Consider the following 19,685-nt stretch of genomic DNA (forward strand, 5'->3'; position numbering starts at 1 on the left):
CATATTGTCATTTAATTTAAATTGGCAAAAAAATTGCTAATACTAAACTAAATTTTTAAGAATAGCCATGAGTAAAAAGAAGGAACATAAAAAAGAAAAGGATAACGAAGATATAAAACAAGAAACTATTGAAATTAGTGCTGAAGAACAGCTAAAAGAAGATTTATCTAAAGAAAAAGATAAATTTTTACGATTGTTTGCTGAATTCGAAAATTATAAAAGACGTACTTCTAAAGAACGTATAGAATTATTTAAAACTGCCAATGAGGAATTAATGACAGTTTTATTACCAATTTTAGATGATTTTGAAAGAGGGTTGGCAGAAATTAAAAAAGCGGATGATTCTGAGTTACTAAAAGGAATGGAATTAATTAATAATAAACTTAAAAATTCCTTATCTCAAAAAGGTTTAACAGAAATGGAAGTAAAATCAGGTGATGTTTTTGATGTTGAATTACACGAAGCAATTACACAAATTCCTTCTCCGTCAGATGATTTAAAAGGTAAAATTATTGATGTTATTGAACAAGGATATAAATTAGGTGATAAAATAATAAGATATCCAAAAGTAGTTGTTGGACAATAATTTATAAACATGAAAATAGACTATTACGAAGTTTTAGAAATAAGCAAATCTGCTACTCAGGCCGAAATTAAAAAAGCATATAGAAAACAAGCTTTAAAATATCATCCAGATAAAAATCCGGGGGACAAAACTGCGGAAGAAAAATTTAAGCAGGCAGCTGAAGCATATGAAATTTTGAGCGATCCAAATAAAAAATCTCGTTATGATCAGTTTGGTCATGCAGCCTTTGAAGGTGGAGCAGGAGGAGGTTTCCAAGGAGGACACATGAATATGGAAGATATTTTCAGTCAATTTGGAGATATTTTTGGAGGTGCATTTGGAGGTGGAGGATTTAGTGGTTTTGGAGGAAGTTCTTCTAGAGGAAGAGCTAGAGTAAAAGGAAGTAATTTAAGAATTAGAGTTAAATTAACTTTAGAAGAAATTGCAAATGGAGTTGAAAAGAAAGTAAAAGTTCGTAGAAAAGTACAAGCTGAAGGAGCTAGTTTTAAAACTTGTTCAACCTGCCATGGTAGTGGTCAAGTTATGCGAGTTACCAATACTATATTAGGTAGAATGCAAACTTCTAGTACTTGTCCGACCTGTCACGGAGCAGGAGAAATATTAGATAAAAGGCCTAAAAATGCAGATAATAGTGGTTTAATTCAAAAAGAAGAAACAGTTTCTATTAAAATTCCTGCAGGAGTTACAGAAGGTGTTCAGCTAAAAGTAAATGGTAAAGGAAACGCAGCTCCTGGAAATAATTCTATTGATGGAGATTTAATTGTGGTTGTGGAAGAATTAGAACATGAAACTTTAAAACGTGAAGGAACTAATTTACACCATGATTTATACATTAACTTCTCAGAAGCTGTAATGGGAGTTTCAAAAAATATTGATACAGTTTCTGGAAAAGTAAAAATTAAAATTGAGCCAGGAACTCAATCAGGAAAAATATTACGATTAAGAGGTAAAGGATTACCAAGTATTGAACGTTATGGAAGTGGTGATTTGTTAGTGCATATTAACGTATGGACTCCACAAAATTTATCTAAAGAGCAAAAACAATTTTTTGAAAAAATGATAGATGATGAAAATTTTATTCCAAATCCTTCAAAAAATGATAAATCTTTTTTTGAAAAGGTAAAGGATATGTTTTCATAAAAAAATATTTTTTTTCTATAATTTATTCAATAAAAAAATTATATTTGAAGTGTTATTAGTTTATAAACTGATAACACTTTTTCTTTTTCATAGCAATTTTCCCACTCAAATTTTGAGTGGGTTTTTTTATAACTTTTATTAGCGTATTTTTGCAAATTAAAAGTAGGTCGCCTTATCGTTCCATTAATTGGAAAGGAAAGTCCGGACACCACAGAGTAGTATAGCGGATAACATCCGTCCAACGAAAGTTGAGGACAAGTGCAACAGAAAGCAAGTACAGTTCGGCTGTAGTGAAACCAGGTAAACTCTATACGGTGCAATGCCATGTATATTGAAATTTTAGAGTTACTCGCTCTATTTCAAGGGGTAGGCAGATTGAACTTTAGAGCAATTTAAAGTCTAGATAAATGATAAGGATTTCATCTTTTTGAAATACAGAATCCGGCTTACAGATCTACTTTTATTTTTACATTGTTATATTTTTAATATTTATTCATTTTTTTTCTTAATAATTAATTAATAAGTAATTTAATTAGATTTAATTAAATTATTAATAACTTAATGAGTAATAAGGTAAAAATCTTTTAAAAGAGTAGGTTTTTTTGTAATTTCGCGACTAGAAATAATAAAAACAAAATATATACTTATGGCATTTGATATAGATATGATTAAAGGCGTTTATTCTCGTATGACTGAACGTGTTGATGCTGCTAAAAAAGTAGTTGGTAGACCTTTAACTTTAGCAGAAAAAATATTATATAACCATTTATGGGATGGAGTTTCTAAAACGGCTTTTAAACGAGGTGAAGATTATGTTGATTTTGCTCCAGATCGTATAGCTTGCCAAGATGCTACAGCTCAAATGGCACTTTTACAATTTATGCAAGCTGGTAAAGCTAAAGTAGCAGTACCTACAACTGTTCATTGCGATCATTTAATACAAGCAAAATTAGGAGCGGATAAAGATTTACAAAACGCAATAAATAATAGTAGTGAAGTTTTTAATTTTTTATCGTCAGTTTCTAATAAATATGGAATTGGTTTTTGGAAACCTGGAGCAGGAATTATTCATCAAGTAGTATTAGAGAATTATGCTTTCCCAGGAGGAATGATGATTGGAACAGATTCTCATACCGTTAATGCAGGAGGTTTAGGAATGGTAGCAATTGGTGTAGGAGGAGCTGATGCTGTGGATGTAATGGCTGGGATGCCTTGGGAATTAAAGTTCCCAAAATTAATAGGAGTTAAATTAACAGGAAAACTTTCTGGTTGGACTGCTCCTAAAGATGTTATTTTAAAAGTTGCAGGTATTTTAACTGTAAAAGGTGGTACTGGAGCAATTGTAGAATATTTTGGAGAAGGCGCAAAATCACTTTCTGCTACAGGTAAAGGTACTATTTGTAATATGGGAGCTGAAATAGGAGCAACTACATCAACTTTTGGTTATGATGAAGCAATGGAACGCTATTTACGTGCTACTGGAAGAAATGAAGTTGCAGATGAAGCTAATAAAATTGCAGGATATTTAACCGGAGATGATGAAGTTTATGCAGACCCTGAAAAATATTTTGATCAAGTAATTGAAATTAATTTATCTGAATTAAAGCCACATTTAAATGGTCCATTTACACCAGATTTAGCAACTCCTGTTGGTGAGATGACTGAAAAGGCAACTAAAAATGGTTGGCCTTTAAAAGTTGAGTGGGGTTTAATAGGAAGTTGTACAAACTCTTCTTATGAAGATTTATCAAGAGCTGCTTCTGTAGCAAAACAAGCAGTTGATAAAAAATTAACTACTAAAGCTGAGTTTGGTATTAATCCAGGTTCTGAACAAGTTCGTTATACTACTGAGCGTGACGGAATTTTAGATATTTTTGAACAGTTAGATGCTAAAATATTTACCAATGCCTGTGGACCTTGTATTGGTCAATGGTCTAGAGAAGGAGCTGATAAGCAAGAAAAAAATACTATTATACATTCCTTCAATAGAAATTTCTCTAAAAGAGCAGATGGAAACCCAAATACACATGCTTTTGTTGCTTCTCCAGAAATGGTTGCTGCTATAGCTATTTCAGGTAAATTAGATTTTAATCCATTAACAGATAAATTGATAAATCAAGATGGAGAAGAAGTAATGTTAGAAGAACCAACAGGTTTTGAATTGCCACCTAAAGGTTTTGATGTAAAAGATCCTGGCTATGATGCACCAGTTGCAGATGGAACTAAAGTTAGTATAAATGTTAAATCAGATTCTGAACGTTTACAATTATTAACTCCATTTAAACCAATTGGAAATAATGTAAAAGGAGCAAAATTATTAATTAAAGCTTTTGGAAAATGTACAACAGACCATATATCTATGGCTGGACCTTGGTTACGTTTTAGAGGGCATTTAGATAATATTTCAGATAATATGTTAATAGGTGCTGTAAATGCATTTAATAAAGAAACAAATAAAGTAAAAAATCAGTTGACTGGAGTTTATGGAGCTGTACCTGATACTGCAAGAGCTTATAAAGCTGCCAATGTACCGAGTGTTGTTGTTGGTGATCATAATTATGGTGAAGGTTCATCTCGTGAGCATGCAGCAATGGAACCTCGTCATTTAGGTGTTGTTGCGGTTATTGTAAAATCATTTGCACGTATTCATGAAACAAACCTAAAAAAACAAGGTATGTTAGGATTAACGTTTGCTAATGAAGCTGATTATGATTTAATACAAGAAGATGATACATTCAACTTTTTAGATTTAAATGAATTTGCACCAAATAAACAATTAACCTTAGAAATTGTTCATAAGGATGGAAGTAAAGACGTTATTAAATTAAATCATACCTATAATTCTAATCAAATAGATTGGTATAATGAGGGTTCTGCACTTAATTTAATTAAAAAGGAAAACGCTTAATAATCCATAAATATATTTTAAAAATCCTTCTTTTAAGAAGGATTTTTTTGTTGATACACTTTACGAAAACGATATCTGTTAAATTTTTATAAATTAATATTTAAACAATTGTTTAAATCAAACATTTGTTTAATTTTGTGTCGTTATTTTAAATAAAGATTTATGGAACTAAATGAAAAAAAAATTCATATCCTCAAAATTGCTGAAAAGTTGTTTGCTGAAAAGGGATTTGATGGCACTTCTATTAGAACAATTGCTAAAGCAGCAGACATAAATATAGCAATGGTTTCTTATTATTTTGGTTCAAAAGAAAAATTGTTAGAAGGAATTTTGCTTTTTAGAAGTACAGATTTTAAAATGGAGTTTGAAAATATTCTTGCATCATCAAAATCTTATTTTGAAAAACTAAATGAAATAGTTACCTTAATTATTCAACGAATTCATAGAAATAGACACATTTACAAAATTGTAAATTTTGAATATTCAAATAACAATCGTGAAATTAACTTTGATGGTTATAATAATCAAAAAAAGGAAAATGCAAGTTTAATTCAAAATTTCATCAAAGAAGGACAAGATGCAGGTTTCTTTTCAAAAAATATAAATACTTCGTTAATTTTTGCAACTATAATCGGCACCTATTTTCATATTTATTACAACAAAAAATATTATATGAAAAATTTTGATTTACAAAATGAAAAAGAAGTAGACAACTTTATTGTAGCAACTCTTATTCCTCACATTCAACAAACTATTAAAGCTTTATTAACAAATGAAAATTAAAAAAATCGGATTTGTTCTTATACTTATTATGATAAGTGCTGGGCAAATAAATGCTCAAGAAAGTATCCAGTTATCATTAAAAGATGCCGTAAAAATGGCTCTTTCAAATAGTGACCAATCAAAAATATTAGATTTAAATATAACATCTGCAAAAAATAAATTAGCTAGTGTTAAAGCAATCCAATATCCTGATGTAAAATTATCTGGACAATATAATTATTTAACCAACGCTAATGTAAATTTAAATTTAGGCGAAAGCTCTTCAAGTGCGCCACCAAAAGTAAATGATTTGTTACTTGGACAAGTAAATATTTCTGTCCCACTTTTTTCAGGTTTTAAAATTAAAAACAGTATTAAAGCTTCCTCAAATAATTTTACTGCTGCAAAGCTTCAAACAGAAAATGGAAAAGAACAGTTAAGTATGCAAACTATTGAAACCTATATTAATTTATATAAATCTGAAAAAGCAATTCGTTTAGTTAGCGAAAATCTGAAAAACGCTAAGCAACGTGTTGAAGATTTTTCAAATATGGAAGAAAATGGATTATTAGCTAAAAATGATTTGTTAAAAGTAAAATTGCAAGAAGCATCTATTGAATTAGCGCTTTCTAAAGCTAAAAAAAATGCTTATATGCTTAATTATCAACTAGTAAAATTTTTAAAACTTCCTGAAAACACCAAAATTTCAATTGATGATTTAAATTTCAAAAATGTAATTGAAATGCCTAAATCAGATACGTTAGTTTCAAGAGCTGATACTAAAGCACTTGAATACCAATTAATGGCAGCTAAAAATGAAGTGAAAGTTGCAAAAAGCAGTTATTATCCTTCCATTGGTTTAAGTGGAGGATATGCAGCACTTAAACTTGGTAATTTTTTTACAGTATATAATGCTATGAATGTTGGAGTCGGAATTTCTTATAATTTTTCTAATATTTTCAAAAATAAAAGTCAGGTTAAAATGGCAAAAATTAATGCTGATGAATTAAATTATCAATTAGATAAATTAAATGATGCTGTAAAAATTCAAGTAGAAAATGCTCAGCAAGAATACACACTGGCTATATCAAATTTGAATGTTTATGAGCAATCTGAAATACAAGCGGTAGAAAATTATAGAATTGTAAACGATAAATTTAATAATGGTTTAGCAGATACGCGTGATTTATTAGAGGCAGATGTGCAACAATTACAATCAAAAATAAATAAAGAGAATGCAAAAGCTACAGTATTATTAGCCTATTATAAATTAGCAAATGCAAAAGGAAATTTAAATTCAAAACTATTAAACTAAGAAAAAAATAATATGGAACCATCCAAAAAACCATCCAAAAAATTAAAACTAATTTTAGCAGTAATTGTGCTAATTGGTGTAAGTTATGCAGGTTATAAATTCATAAATTCATTTTATCACGAAGGAACTGATGATGCACAAGTTCAATCTAATATGACAGCAATTATCCCACATGTTGGCGGATATATTCAAAAAGTGTATGTAGTAGATAATCAGTTTGTTAAAAAAGGAGATACATTATTTGTAATAGATAATAGAGATTATATTTCTAAATTAAATCAAGCTGAAGCTAATGTAGAAGCAGCAAAAAGTCAGCTTATAGTTGCCAATTCCAAAATTAATTCTAATGTTGCAAGTGCAAAAGCTTCTGATGAACATGTTAAATCTGCTAATCAAAATATTGAAGTAGCAAAAATAAAATTGTGGCGCGCCGAGAATGATTTTAAGCGCTACAAAAATTTATATGATAAACATTCCATAACTACCCAACAATATGAGCAAGCATTAGCAGCAAAACAAGAAGCTGAAAAATCACTGGAAATTATTAAAAATCAACAAAAAGTAACTTCAAGTCAGCAAAAAGTTGCGGCTACTGAAACTGAAATTTCAAAAAGTATGGTTGCTGTTGCCAAATCTAATTTAAAGAGTGCAGAAGCTATGCTATCTGCTGCACAATTACAATTAAGTTACACAGTTGTAACAGCACCAGTTAATGGACAGCTTTCTAGTATTGGTTTTGAAGTAGGGCAATTGGTGCAGGCTGGTCAATCACTTTTTTATTTGATTAATACGGATAATAAATGGGTAGTTGCCAATTTTAAAGAAACACAATTAGGAAAAATGAAAATTGGACAAAAAGTGTCTATTAAAGTGGATGCTTTTCCTGATAAAGATTTTGAAGGTGTAATATCTGCGTTTTCACCTGCAACTGGTGCTCGGTTTTCAATTTTACCTCCTGATAATGCAACCGGAAATTTTGTAAAAACAGTACAACGTGTACCTGTAAAAATCGATTTTACAAAAGAGAATAATGCAGAACAGTTAAATAGATTAAGTTCAGGAATGAACGTAGTGGTTGATGTTCACATAAAATAAATTATGGAAGAAGATAGTTTAGTAGAGTACGGTTTTAGGCGTACAATTATTACTATTACTGCCGTTTTATGCGCACTTTTGGAAATTGTTGATACAACAATAGTGAATGTGGCATTAAATGATATGAGAGGTAATTTAGGAGCAACCTTAAATGATATTGCTTGGGTAATAACTGCTTATGCCATTGCAAATGTTATTATTATACCAATGACTAGTTGGCTTTCCAAACAATTTGGAAGAAGAAATTATTTTGCAGCTTCAATTATTATTTTTACCACGGCTTCATTTTTATGTGGTAATTCTACAAGCCTTTGGGAGTTAATAATTTTTAGATTTATTCAAGGTTTAGGAGGAGGAGCTTTATTAGTAACAGCTCAAACAATTATAACGGAAAGTTATCCAATAGCAAAAAGAGGAATGGCTCAGGCAATTTACGGGATGGGTGTAATTGTAGGGCCAACCTTAGGACCTCCATTAGGTGGTTATATTACAGATAATTATTCTTGGCCTTATATCTTTTATATTAATATCCCAATAGGTATTGTAGCAGCTATTTTAACTATATTATATGTTAGAAGTCCGAAGTTTGGAGAAAAATTAAAAGCTTGGCAAGTAGATTGGTGGGGAATAGTATTTTTAGCAGCTTTTATTGGCTCATTACAGTTTGTTTTAGAACACGGACAACAAGATAATTGGTTTGAGAGCAATACCATTAAAGCATTGACTGCAGTTTCATTTTTTGGATTAATTTCATTCATTTGGAGAGAATTAGTATATGAACATCCAATTGTTAATTTACGAGTTTTACAGAATAATAATTTAATGTTAGGTACAATTATGACTTTTATACTTGGCTTTGGTTTATATGGTTCAACTTTTATTATTCCTATTTATACACAATCTATACTTGGTTGGACAGCTACGGATGCAGGTTTGTTGTTAATTCCTAGTTCTATTACTACAGGAATTATGATGCCTTTTATAGGTAAAATGTTGCAGAGAGGAGTTTCCCAAAAATATTTAGTTGCAGCTGGATTCTCTATCTTTTTTCTGTATAGTTTATGGATGCATTTAGTATTAACTCCAGATACTGGAGCTGGAGCAATGTTTTGGCCTTTAGTTGTAAGAGGAGTTGGCTTAGGACTGTTATTTGTTCCTATTACAACATTAGCTCTTTCAACATTAAAAGGAAAAGAAATAGGAGATGGAGCAGCTTTTACAGGAATGATGCGTCAGTTAGGTGGCTCATTTGGAGTTGCTATAATTACAACGGTTATAGCTAATTTAAATCAACAACATAGAGTAGAACTAATACCAAATATTACAGCAATTAATTTTAAAGTTCAAGAACGTCTTAACGGTTTACAACACTTTTTTATGAGTAAAGGATTTAGCGTTAATGAATCGCTCAAAAAAGCTTATCAAATATTGGATTTATCGGTAACCAAACAAAGTGCTGTACTTTCTTTTATGGATGTATTTTTGTACTTAGGCATATTATTTTTAATATGTGTACCATTTGTCCTATTAATTAAAAAAGGAGCTGGTAAGGTTAAAAGTGTAAGTTCTCATTAGTTTTTTATGAACTTTCTAAAATGAACTAATCTAAATTAAATTAAAACATATTTAATATTTTTTTAAGTTTTAATAGTTTAGGTTAGTTATTTTTTTTTGTAAATTTCAGGATAAATCATTTCTATGAAAATTACTCATTTTAGTGCTGAGTGTTATCCGATTGCAAAAGTTGGAGGACTTGCAGATGTTGTAGGATCCTTACCAAAATATCAAAATTCAAAAACAATTAGTTCAGAGGTTATTATGCCTTTTTATGATATTGAATTTACAAAAAAAAATAAGTTCAATGTATTGTTTGAATCTACAATTCAATTAGGATTTTCAACATTTAAATATCGAATTTTAACTCCCAAATTAAAAAAATTGGGTTTTACTATTTATTTAGTTGATATTCCAGATTTATTATTTAAAAACTATGTGTATTCTGAAAATGATACAGAACGCTTTTTAGCTTTTCAAATAGTAGCTTTAGATTGGATATTAACTTGGGAAACGAAACCAGATATAGTTCATTGTCATGATCATCATGTTGGATTAATTCCTTTTATGATGACACAATGTGTTAGATATGACAGTTTAAAAATGATTCCTACTGTTTTAACTATTCATAATGCTCAATATCAAGGATGGTTTACTCATGAAAAAGTGAATTTAATTCCAGCATTTAACTTTAAAAACGTTGGGTTATTAGATTGGGATGGAAGTATCAATCCGCTTGCTGCGGCTATTAAATGTGCTTGGCGTGTTACAACAGTTTCCCCAAGTTATATGAATGAACTTATATATTCTGCAAATGGATTAGAAATGCTTTTAAATCATGAATCCGAAAAATGCATAGGAGTTTTAAATGGTATTGATACTGATGTTTGGAATAGTGAAACAGATACTTATTTAATTAAACAATATAAAACTACTTCAGTACAATCTGGAAAAAAAATAAATAAAAAATATTTGTGTGAGCAATTTAAATTAGAGGTTACAAAGCCTTTGTTTATTTTTATTGGTAGGTTAGTAGGTGAAAAAGGAGCGGATTTATTACCTGAAGTTTTTGAAGAAACTTTATTAAAAAATGATATTTCAATTTTATTATTGGGATCGGGAAGTAAAGCAGTTGAGCAAAAGTTAGAAAACTTAAAAACTAAATTTAAAGGGAAATATAATTCGTATATTGGTTACAACGAAAAGCTGGCTCATATTATGTATGCAGGAGCCGATTTTTTATTGATGCCTTCAAGGGTTGAACCTTGCGGTTTAAATCAGTTATATGCTTTAAAATATGGAACTATTCCTGTAGTTAGAAGTATAGGTGGATTGAAAGATACTGTTATTGACATATCTAAAGTAGGAGGAATTGGTATAGTGCATGAGGAAGTAAATGTAAAAGATATAACAAATGCAATTGATAGAGCTTTAGAGCTATATAAAAATCAAGATGAATTTAAGAAAGTTAGAAAACGAGGTATGCAAAAAGATTATTCTTGGGAAGTTTCAGCAAACTCATACATAAATATATATAATTCATTAAAAGATTAAGTTATGATAAATGATAAAGTTTTAGCCATAATTTTAGGTGGTGGACAAGGTTCAAGATTATATCCATTAACGCATGCACGTTCTAAACCTGCTGTGTCTATTGCCGGTAAATATAGATTGGTAGATATTCCTATTTCAAATTGTATAAATTCGGACATAAAAAGAATGTATGTTTTAACACAGTTTAATTCGGCTTCTTTAAATAGGCATATAAAAAACACGTATCATTTTAGCTTTTTCAGTTCTGCATTTGTAGATGTTTTAGCAGCTGAACAAACACCAACAAATCACACTTGGTTTCAAGGTACGGCAGATGCTGTTAGGCAAAGTATGCATCATTTTAATAAACATAATTATGAATATGTTTTAATTTTATCAGGAGATCAGCTATATCAAATGGACTTTAAAGAAATGGTAAATGCTCATATTAAAAGTAAAGCAGAAATTTCTATTGCTACCATTCCTGTAAATGAAAAAGAAGCTCCTTCCTTTGGAATTTTAAAATCCGATGAAAATAATTTTATTTCTTCTTTTATTGAAAAACCAGACGCAAAATTATTACCAGATTGGACTTCAGAAGTTAGCGATGAAATGAAAGCAAAAGGTAAAAATTATTTAGCTTCTATGGGAATTTATATCTTTAATAAAGGCTTATTAAAAGAGTTAATGAGTAATCCTGATACTATTGATTTTGGAAAAGAAATTATTCCTCAAGCAATTGAAAAACACCCAGTATTAAGTTATCAATATGAAGGTTATTGGACAGATATTGGTACTATAGAATCCTTTTTTGAGGCTAATTTAGGATTAACGGATAAATTTCCTGAGTTTGATTTATATAGTAAAGCAAAACGAATTTATACACATCCTAGAATGTTGCCAACAACAAAAATTTCAGGAACTAATTTAGACAGAACCGTTATTGCTGAAGGTTGTATAATTGATGCAGGAAAAATTGAACATTCAGTTATTGGAGTTCGTTCAAAAATAGATAAAGAATCTACTATAATTAATACGTATATGATGGGTAGCGATTATTATCAATCTATAGATGAAATACTAGATGATTCTATTGTCTCCATGGGTATTGGAAAGCGTTGTTTTATTAAAAATGCCATTTTAGATAAAAATTGTTGTATTGGAAACGATGTTAGAATTAATGGAGGAAACCATTTAAAAGATGTTGAAACAGACACCTATGTGGTAAGGGAAGGAATTGTGGTAGTTAAAAAAGGCGCTGTTTTACCTAATGGCTTCATAATTTAGTGGATGATAGACAAAGTAGTTACATATAGTCTTTTTACAGAATTTGATATAAATTTATTTAAAGCAGGAAAACATTATAACTTATACGAAAAATTTGGTTCTCATATTTTATCTATAGATGGAGTAGAAGGTACTTATTTTGCTGTTTGGGCACCAAGTGCGAAACAAGTATCCGTTATAGGAGATTTTAATTATTGGAATGATACTGAGCATGTATTAAATGTGCGTTGGGACTCTTCTGGTATTTGGGAAGGATTTATTCCGTTTGTTAAAAAAGGAACGGCTTATAAGTATAAAATTTATTCCTCTAATAATAATTATATCTCTGAAAAGGCAGATCCGTATGCTCGTAGATGTGAGCATCCTCCAAAAACAGCTTCAATAGTTTGGAATGATGATTATAAATGGAAAGATAAAAAATGGCTAAATATTAGAAAAAATAAAAATGCTTTAAATCAACCATTTTCTGTTTATGAAGTTCATTTAGGCTCATGGAAAAAAATGATAGAAGAGAATAGATTTTTATCTTATACAGAAATGGCGGACGAATTGGTAAATTATGTAAAAGATATGAATTTTACCCATGTAGAATTTATGCCAATTATGGAATTTCCTTACGATCCTTCTTGGGGATATCAAATTACTGGTTATTTTGCGCCAACTTCTCGTTTTGGATATCCTGAAGAATTTAAATATTTAGTAGATAAATTTCATCAAAAAAATATAGGAATAATATTAGATTGGGTTCCTTCTCATTTTCCTGATGATGCTCATGGTTTAGGCTTTTTTGATGGCTCTAACTTATATGAACATCCCGATAAAAAAAAGGGTTATCATCCAGATTGGAAAAGTTTGATTTTTAATTATGGACGAAATGAAGTTCGTTCCTTTTTAATTAGTAATGCTATTTTTTGGTTAGAACAGTATCATATTGATGGTTTACGTGTAGATGCTGTAGCTTCAATGTTATATTTAGATTATTCAAGAGAAGAAGGTGAGTGGGATCCAAATGAATTTGGAGGAAGAGAAAATTTAGATGCTATACAATTTATAAAAGAATTTAACGAAGCTGTCTATAAAGCATTTCCTGATGTTCAAACTATAGCAGAAGAATCTACTTCATTCCCAATGGTTTCCAAACCAACTTTTGTTGGAGGTTTAGGTTTTGGCATGAAATGGATGATGGGTTGGATGCATGATATTTTGCAATATTTTAAGAAGGATCCTATTTATAGAAAACACCATCAAGGGGATATTACTTTTAGCTTAACTTACGCTTTTACAGAAAATTTTATGTTGCCTTTATCTCATGATGAAGTGGTACATGGTAAAAACTCAATTTTAGGAAGAATGCCAGGTGATGAATGGCAACGATTCGCTAATTTAAGACTTTTATATGGCTATATGTACACACATCCAGGTACTAAATTAATTTTTATGGGAAGTGAATTTGGACAATATAACGAATGGGATTTTCAAAAAAGTTTGGATTGGAATCTACTAGATTTTGAGCCTCATCAAAAAACTAAAAGATATTTTAAAGCACTTAATACGTTCTATAAAAACACTCCTGAATTATTCGAAAAATCCTTTGAAACGGATGGTTATGAATGGATTAATTATAATGATTCTGATAATTCTGTTATTTCTTATATAAGAAAAGATAACACTAATAATGCTATAATTGTTGTATGTAACTTTATTCCTAAAGTTCATTATAATTACAGAATTGGAATTCCTTGTAGTGGTTTTTTAAAAGAAATATTTAATAGTGATGCAAAAATATTTGGTGGTAGCGGCATAAAAAACTCAAAACAAATCGCTATTAAAGAAATTAGTTGGAATTCTAAAAAAAGCTCCGCAGAAATAACTATTCCTCCGCTAGGAATGGTTGTATTTCAAATTAATTAATGATTTTAAATTTTATGAAATCTTTTTAATAAAGATTTACGCCTTGAGTTCCTAATTTTTTTAAGTTTGTAACTTTTATGCAAAGAACGATTTATGATAATAAACACAGATTTAGTTAAAAAAGGAAATCAGTTTCCTAACCAAATAATAGACTTCAAAAAAGATGTTGATAAATTATATTTTACAACAAGTAATAATGTAGTATTACAAATTACTATTAGGCGCGATAGTGTTTTACGTTTTAGATACACAACCAAAGGCGTTTTTGAAAATGACTTTTCTTATGCTATAACAAAACATGCAGCAAGTGGTTTTAATAAACTTGAAATTACAGAAGACGATGTATATTACATTGTAACTACTTCAAAATTAATTTGTAAAATATTCAAAGAAAATTTACATATTTCTATTTTTGACGCTAAGGATAATGAGTTAATTTGCGAAGATGAATTAGGATTTCACTGGGAAGAAAGTTATGAATATGGTGGTGATATTGTTAAATTATCTAAAGTTTCACAAGAAGGAGAAAGTTATTTTGGCTTGGGAGATAAATCCATTCCAAATAATTTAAAAGGGAAAAGATTTGAAAATTGGGTAACGGATTCATATTCTTTTGGAAGGAACACAGATCCACTTTATAAAGATATTCCATTTTATACAGGATTACATCATAAAAAAGCCTACGGAATATTTTTCGATAATACTTTTAGATCTTTTTTTGATTTCTGTCAAGAACGCAGAAATGTTACCAGTTTTTGGGCGCAAGGAGGTGAAATGAATTATTATTTTATTTATGGTCCAAAAATGACGGATGTGGTTAGTTCTTATACAGATTTAACAGGTCGTCCTCACCAATTACCACCACTTTGGGCATTAGGTTATCACCAATGTAAATGGAGTTATTACCCTGAAAGTAAGGTAAAACAGGTAGCTAAAACATTCAGAGAATTAAAAATTCCTTGTGATGCAATTTATTTAGATATTGATTATATGGATGGATTTAGATGTTTTACTTGGAATAAAGAGTATTTCCCGAATCCAAAAAAAATGGTAAAAGAATTGGCTGATGATGGCTTTAAAACCATTGTTATTATTGATCCAGGAATAAAAATAGATACTGATTATCCTGTTTTTAAAGAAGCTTTAGAAAAGGATTATTTTTGTAAGAGAGCAGATGGACCTTATATGAAAGGTAAAGTTTGGCCTGGAGATTGTTATTTTCCTGATTTTACAAACCCAGAAGTTAGAGAATGGTGGTCTAATTTATTTAAAGAACTGATTGAAGATATTGGTGTAAAAGGAGTTTGGAATGATATGAATGAGCCTGCAGTAATGGAAGTTCCAGGGAAAACATTTCCAAATGATGTTAGGCATAATTACGATGGCAATTATTGTAGCCATAGAAAAGCTCATAACGTTTATGGTATGCAAATGGCTAGAGCAACGTATCATGGTTTAAAAAAATTCTCTTATCCAAAGCGTCCTTTTGTTATTACACGAGCTGCATATTCAGGTACACAACGTTATACTTCAAGCTGGACAGGTGATAATGTTGCTAGTTGGGAACATTTAGCAATTGCTAACGCACAAGCGCAACGTATGTGTATGTCAGGTTTTTCATTTGTTGGATCGGATATAGGAGGATTTGCAGAACAACCAAATGGTGAATTATATACACGGTGGATTCAGCTTGGCGTTTTTCATCCATTTTGTAGAACACATTCATCAGGAGATCACGGAGAACAAGAACCTTTTTCTTTTGATACTAACGTAACCAATATTGTTCGTAAATTTATTGAAATTCGCTATCAATTATTACCTTATTTGTATACTTCTTTTTGGCAATATGCAAATGAAGGAATTCCTATTTTAAAATCGCTTATGCTTTTTGATCAAGAAGACCATCATACGCATTATAGAAACGATGAATTTGTATATGGAGATAAAATATTAATTTGCCCAATAATAGAACCAAATGCAAAAGGTAGACGAATGTATTTTCCAATAGGTAAGTGGTTTAGTTTTTGGGATGCGGAAGTTGTAAATGGAGGAGAGGAAAAATGGGTGGATGCAGATATTGATAGTATGCCTATTTATATTAAAGAAGGTGCTATAATACCAAAATATCCAATTCAGCAGTACGTTGGTGAAAAAGTTATTGAAGAATTAACCTTAGATATTTATTTTAAGAACGGAAAAGAAAAATCTAAAGTTTATGAGGATGCTTCTGATGGTTATGATTATAAAAAAGGTAGATTTAGTCTTAGAAATTTCACTTTAGTTGGTAAAGAAGATTCCTTAACTATACAACAATTTAAAGAAGGAAAGTATATTACTTCTTATAATACTTTTAAAATAATATTACACGGATTGCCTTTTAAGATTGGTAGTATTGAAATTGATAATGAAAAAATGGATATGGCTAAATTTAATATAGAAGAAAATAGTATTATAGTGAGTAAAGAGTTTACAGAAATCCATATAATTGGATTATAGGAATAAAAAAGGTTTCTCATTTGTGAGAAACCTTTTTTATTTTAAATAAATTGTATTTATTATAGATTTAGGCTAAGTCTTGCAAATAAAAATCTACCTGCAACGCCAAATTGTTGTGCTCTTCTAGACCAGTCAAATCTACCACCACTTCGGTTATTACCACCATCAGAAAATGATTGAGCAGCTCGATCAGGATAAATATCAAATAAATTATTCGCCCCAACAGTAACAGTTAAGTTATCAGAAACTTGATATCCAAAAGATAAATCTGTAACTACTTTTGTACCAAACTCTTGTTGTCTTAAAATATTAGTAGTTGCTTCTGTTACTTTTCCAAACAATACATTTCTTAAAAAGATATTAAATTTATCTGTAGTATAACTGTTAGATAAATTAATTTTTGCTCTAGGAACTGCTTTTTCTAAATAAATCCTACTGTCTTCAGGAAAATACGTTCCAACTAAACCTGCATTTTCTAATACTTGTGAGGCTTTAATGTTACCAACTTGTATAGTTTTAGAGAATGTAGCAGATAAATCAGATTTTAATTTTGCATTTGCACCTATATTTGCATCATTTGTAAGAACTATATCAATACCTCTAGATTCAGTATCTATTGCATTTGCAAAAAATGAAGCTGCAGTAGCATTAGCTTGGGCTAATAAATTATCTAATTCAGTACCAGTTCCAGGTCCTTTAAATTGTCCTGTGTAAACCACTCTATCATTAATACCTACCCAATAACCATCAACAGTTAAAGTTAAATTTAAGTTTGGTATTTTTGATGTAAAACCTAAGCTAACACTTCTTGAAGTTTCTTGTTTTAATTTAGGAATTCCTAATAATTTTGCAGCTCTACTATCATTAGAGAAAGTACCCACTTCTTGAGGATCACCATTTTGATCAAATATAGTTGATGTTGAATTAAAATATATTTGTTGTAAAGAAGGAGCTCTAAAACCAGTGTTAAAAGCTGCTCTAATATTGGTGTTTTCACTTGCTTTAATTCTTGTAGCTACTTTGAAGTTAAGTGTAGAACCAAAATCAGAATAATCTTCATATCTTACAGCAAAACTTCCTAAAAAGTTATCTGTAAAATCAGCTTCCATATCAAAATAACCAGCTACACTGTTTCTTCCACGAGATAATTCATTTTTTGGGCTAAATCCAGGGAATACTTGAGATCCTCCAGGTCTAGCATTTCCGAAAAAGTCTCTTGCTGGATCTTGCGAAGCTAAAGTGATTACTTGTCCATCAGCAGTATATTGTGCGTAAGAAGCTTCTTCTCCAGCAATAATTTCGTAATTTTCTAATCTATATTCAGCACCGAAAGCAATGTTTAAGCCAGCCATAGTATCTTCAAAAAACTGGCTAATATCTAAATTGGTAGTATTTTGCATAAAAGAGAATCCTCCAGCATCAAAAGTAGTAGGAGAAGATCCTTGCATAGAAGCGTTAAATGTATTTCCTATAGTGTATAAAAATGAGTTTTTACCCCAAGTATTACTAAAATCTACATCCCAATCAGAAACTTTTCCTTTAATACCAACAGAAATAGATTTATCTACAATTGTTGAATTAATTTCAGGTAAAAAACCATTAAAATATGCCGGTGTATAAGTTCTACTTTGGTTTGGTAATCTATAAAAACCTGCAGAATTACCAGTTCTAGAACTAACACCTGCGAAAGAATATAATTCAGTACCTGCTTCACCTAAAGGAAGAGAGAAATTAGCAAAAAAGCGTCCTCCTCGCAATGCTGATTGTCCGACTCTCATATTAAAATCAGTTCTATTTAGTCCACGTGCCGCTAATTCTGCAGTAGTATTATCAGCAGATAATATACTTTGTAAATCAGCTTTAGTTGCATTTGGATCTAAATTTAGTCCAGCCATATTACCATAAGTAATAACATCAGATACATCGTCATCTAATAGTTTTGATAAATCATAACCATCATTTTTTGCATAACGTTCAACTGTATTGTATAAATTAAATACATTTCCTTCCCATTCTTTCATTCTATTATAATCTTGTCTTACATCAAAATCTCCAGTAAAGTTTATAAACCCACCTTTGTCACCAAGTTTTAATCCATAATTAGCACTTATGTTAGTAGTTACACCATCAACGCCTCCAGTTTGCTCATTTGAATTTTTAGAAAAATTAGCGCCATTAGTGATATTAACATCTAACTTATCTGTGCTTCTTTTTAAAACAATATTAATAACACCTGCAATGGCATCAGACCCATATTGTGCAGCAGCTCCATCACGCAAAACTTCAATACGTTCAATTGATGCAGCAGGAATTGTGTTTAAATCTGTACCAACACTACCACGACCAAAAGTACCATTAACATTAATTAATGAAGAAGTATGTCTTCTTTTTCCATTAATTAAAACCAATACTTGATCTGGACCTAAACCTCTTAGGGAAGCTGGATCTATATGGTCTGTACCATCAGAAATTGTTTGTGTATTAGAAGTAAAAGAAGGAGCCACATAGTTAAGTATTTGATTTAAATTTACTTGAGGACCAGCTGTAACTAATTCGCTTACATCAATTACATCAACAGGTACAGGTGTGTCTACTGCTGTTCTATTTGGATTTCTTGAACCAACTACAACAATTTCATCTAAAGAAACTCCAGATGCTAATGTGACATTAAATGTTTTAGTGCCATCCATTTGTAATTTCTTTTCGTTATAACCAACGTAAGAAAATATTAAGTTTTCATTTAAACTTACTTTAATCATGTAGTTTCCATCAAAGTCAGTTGTAGTACCGCGTGAAGTTCCTTCAACCATTACCGAAACACCTGGTAAAGGTTGATTGTTTACATCGGTTACTTTTCCATTTACTTGATACGATTGTGCATGAATCACTATTGTAAAAAGTAAAAAAATACTTAAAATAATGCGTCTTTTTTGTTTCATAATTTTATGTTTTTAGTAAAATATATAACAAATTATGGTTAAATATTTAATATATCCAAATATATATTGTAAAAAATGTTACATAGTTATTAAAAAAATACGAAAAATATATGTTTATTTTTGTTGTAAAAATGATTAAGAAAAGAATAAAAAGTACCT

12 protein-coding genes and 1 other RNA gene are annotated in these 19,685 nt (G+C 30.1%); 12 read left to right on the top strand and 1 reads right to left on the bottom strand.

Features of this window, described 5'->3' with window-relative positions:
• The first annotated feature begins 67 nt into the window (after positions 1 to 67).
• From R3342_RS00580 to R3342_RS00635, 12 genes are all read left to right on the top strand, one after another.
• A complete protein-coding gene (locus R3342_RS00580; protein ID WP_318937620.1) occupies positions 68 to 586 on the top strand; it encodes a nucleotide exchange factor GrpE in 519 nt (172 codons plus the stop codon).
• Between the two features lie 9 nt (positions 587 to 595).
• Positions 596 to 1,726 (top strand): molecular chaperone DnaJ, encoded by a 1,131-nt coding sequence (dnaJ, locus tag R3342_RS00585; RefSeq protein WP_318937622.1) that lies wholly within the window; start codon positions 596 to 598, stop codon positions 1,724 to 1,726.
• A gap of 159 nt (positions 1,727 to 1,885) precedes the next feature.
• Positions 1,886 to 2,191: RNase P RNA component class A (rnpB, locus tag R3342_RS00590), an RNA gene on the top strand.
• A gap of 181 nt (positions 2,192 to 2,372) precedes the next feature.
• Positions 2,373 to 4,634 carry an aconitate hydratase gene (locus R3342_RS00595; protein ID WP_318937623.1) on the top strand — a complete coding sequence of 754 codons (2,262 nt, stop codon included), beginning with the start codon at positions 2,373 to 2,375 and terminating at the stop codon, positions 4,632 to 4,634.
• Between the two features lie 162 nt (positions 4,635 to 4,796).
• Positions 4,797 to 5,417, top strand: coding sequence for a TetR/AcrR family transcriptional regulator (locus tag R3342_RS00600; protein ID WP_318937625.1), 621 nt, complete (start codon positions 4,797 to 4,799; stop codon positions 5,415 to 5,417).
• Positions 5,407 to 6,711 carry a TolC family protein gene (locus R3342_RS00605; protein ID WP_318937627.1) on the top strand — a complete coding sequence of 435 codons (1,305 nt, stop codon included), beginning with the start codon at positions 5,407 to 5,409 and terminating at the stop codon, positions 6,709 to 6,711. The genes R3342_RS00600 and R3342_RS00605 overlap by 11 nt, the downstream gene beginning before the upstream one ends.
• Before the next feature lie 12 nt (positions 6,712 to 6,723).
• A complete protein-coding gene (locus tag R3342_RS00610) occupies positions 6,724 to 7,806 on the top strand; it encodes an HlyD family secretion protein (protein WP_318937629.1) in 1,083 nt (360 codons plus the stop codon).
• Positions 7,807 to 7,809: 3 nt separating this feature from the next.
• Positions 7,810 to 9,381, top strand: a complete 1,572-nt coding sequence (locus tag R3342_RS00615) for a DHA2 family efflux MFS transporter permease subunit (RefSeq protein ID WP_318937630.1) — start codon at positions 7,810 to 7,812, stop codon at positions 9,379 to 9,381.
• Positions 9,382 to 9,504: 123 nt separating this feature from the next.
• On the top strand, positions 9,505 to 10,914 hold the full coding sequence (locus R3342_RS00620) for a glycogen synthase (protein WP_318937631.1): 1,410 nt from the start codon (positions 9,505 to 9,507) through the stop codon (positions 10,912 to 10,914).
• A 3-nt stretch (positions 10,915 to 10,917) separates the two neighbouring features.
• Positions 10,918 to 12,180, top strand: coding sequence for a glucose-1-phosphate adenylyltransferase (locus R3342_RS00625; protein ID WP_318937633.1), 1,263 nt, complete (start codon positions 10,918 to 10,920; stop codon positions 12,178 to 12,180).
• 3 nt (positions 12,181 to 12,183) lie between these two features.
• Positions 12,184 to 14,091 (top strand): 1,4-alpha-glucan branching protein GlgB, encoded by a 1,908-nt coding sequence (gene glgB, locus R3342_RS00630; RefSeq protein WP_318937635.1) that lies wholly within the window; start codon positions 12,184 to 12,186, stop codon positions 14,089 to 14,091.
• Positions 14,092 to 14,184: 93 nt separating this feature from the next.
• Positions 14,185 to 16,587 carry a glycoside hydrolase family 31 protein gene (locus R3342_RS00635; protein WP_318937637.1) on the top strand — a complete coding sequence of 801 codons (2,403 nt, stop codon included), beginning with the start codon at positions 14,185 to 14,187 and terminating at the stop codon, positions 16,585 to 16,587.
• Positions 16,588 to 16,646: 59 nt separating this feature from the next.
• Here the strand turns inward: R3342_RS00635 and R3342_RS00640 are convergent, their stop codons facing one another.
• Positions 16,647 to 19,526, bottom strand: coding sequence for a TonB-dependent receptor (locus R3342_RS00640; protein WP_318937639.1), 2,880 nt, complete (start codon positions 19,524 to 19,526; stop codon positions 16,647 to 16,649).
• Between the last annotated feature and the right edge of the window lie 159 nt (positions 19,527 to 19,685).

The organism is Lutibacter sp. (genome assembly GCF_033723435.1).
Taxonomy (GTDB): Bacteria; Bacteroidota; Bacteroidia; order Flavobacteriales; family Flavobacteriaceae; genus Lutibacter.

Excerpts from the sequence above, each read along its gene's own strand:
- R3342_RS00625 (WP_318937633.1), top strand. The coding sequence starts at position 10,918 with ATGATAAATGATAAAGTTTTAGCCATAATTTTAGGTGGTGGACAAGGT.
- R3342_RS00620 (WP_318937631.1), top strand. The coding sequence starts at position 9,505 with ATGAAAATTACTCATTTTAGTGCTGAGTGTTATCCGATTGCAAAAGTT.
- R3342_RS00600 (WP_318937625.1), top strand. The coding sequence starts at position 4,797 with ATGGAACTAAATGAAAAAAAAATTCATATCCTCAAAATTGCTGAAAAG.
- R3342_RS00580 (WP_318937620.1), top strand. The coding sequence starts at position 68 with ATGAGTAAAAAGAAGGAACATAAAAAAGAAAAGGATAACGAAGATATA.
- R3342_RS00635 (WP_318937637.1), top strand. The coding sequence starts at position 14,185 with ATGATAATAAACACAGATTTAGTTAAAAAAGGAAATCAGTTTCCTAAC.
- R3342_RS00615 (WP_318937630.1), top strand. The coding sequence starts at position 7,810 with ATGGAAGAAGATAGTTTAGTAGAGTACGGTTTTAGGCGTACAATTATT.
- glgB (WP_318937635.1), top strand. The coding sequence starts at position 12,184 with ATGATAGACAAAGTAGTTACATATAGTCTTTTTACAGAATTTGATATA.
- R3342_RS00640 (WP_318937639.1), bottom strand. The coding sequence starts at position 19,526 with ATGAAACAAAAAAGACGCATTATTTTAAGTATTTTTTTACTTTTTACA.
- R3342_RS00610 (WP_318937629.1), top strand. The coding sequence starts at position 6,724 with ATGGAACCATCCAAAAAACCATCCAAAAAATTAAAACTAATTTTAGCA.
- R3342_RS00605 (WP_318937627.1), top strand. The coding sequence starts at position 5,407 with ATGAAAATTAAAAAAATCGGATTTGTTCTTATACTTATTATGATAAGT.
- dnaJ (WP_318937622.1), top strand. The coding sequence starts at position 596 with ATGAAAATAGACTATTACGAAGTTTTAGAAATAAGCAAATCTGCTACT.
- R3342_RS00595 (WP_318937623.1), top strand. The coding sequence starts at position 2,373 with ATGGCATTTGATATAGATATGATTAAAGGCGTTTATTCTCGTATGACT.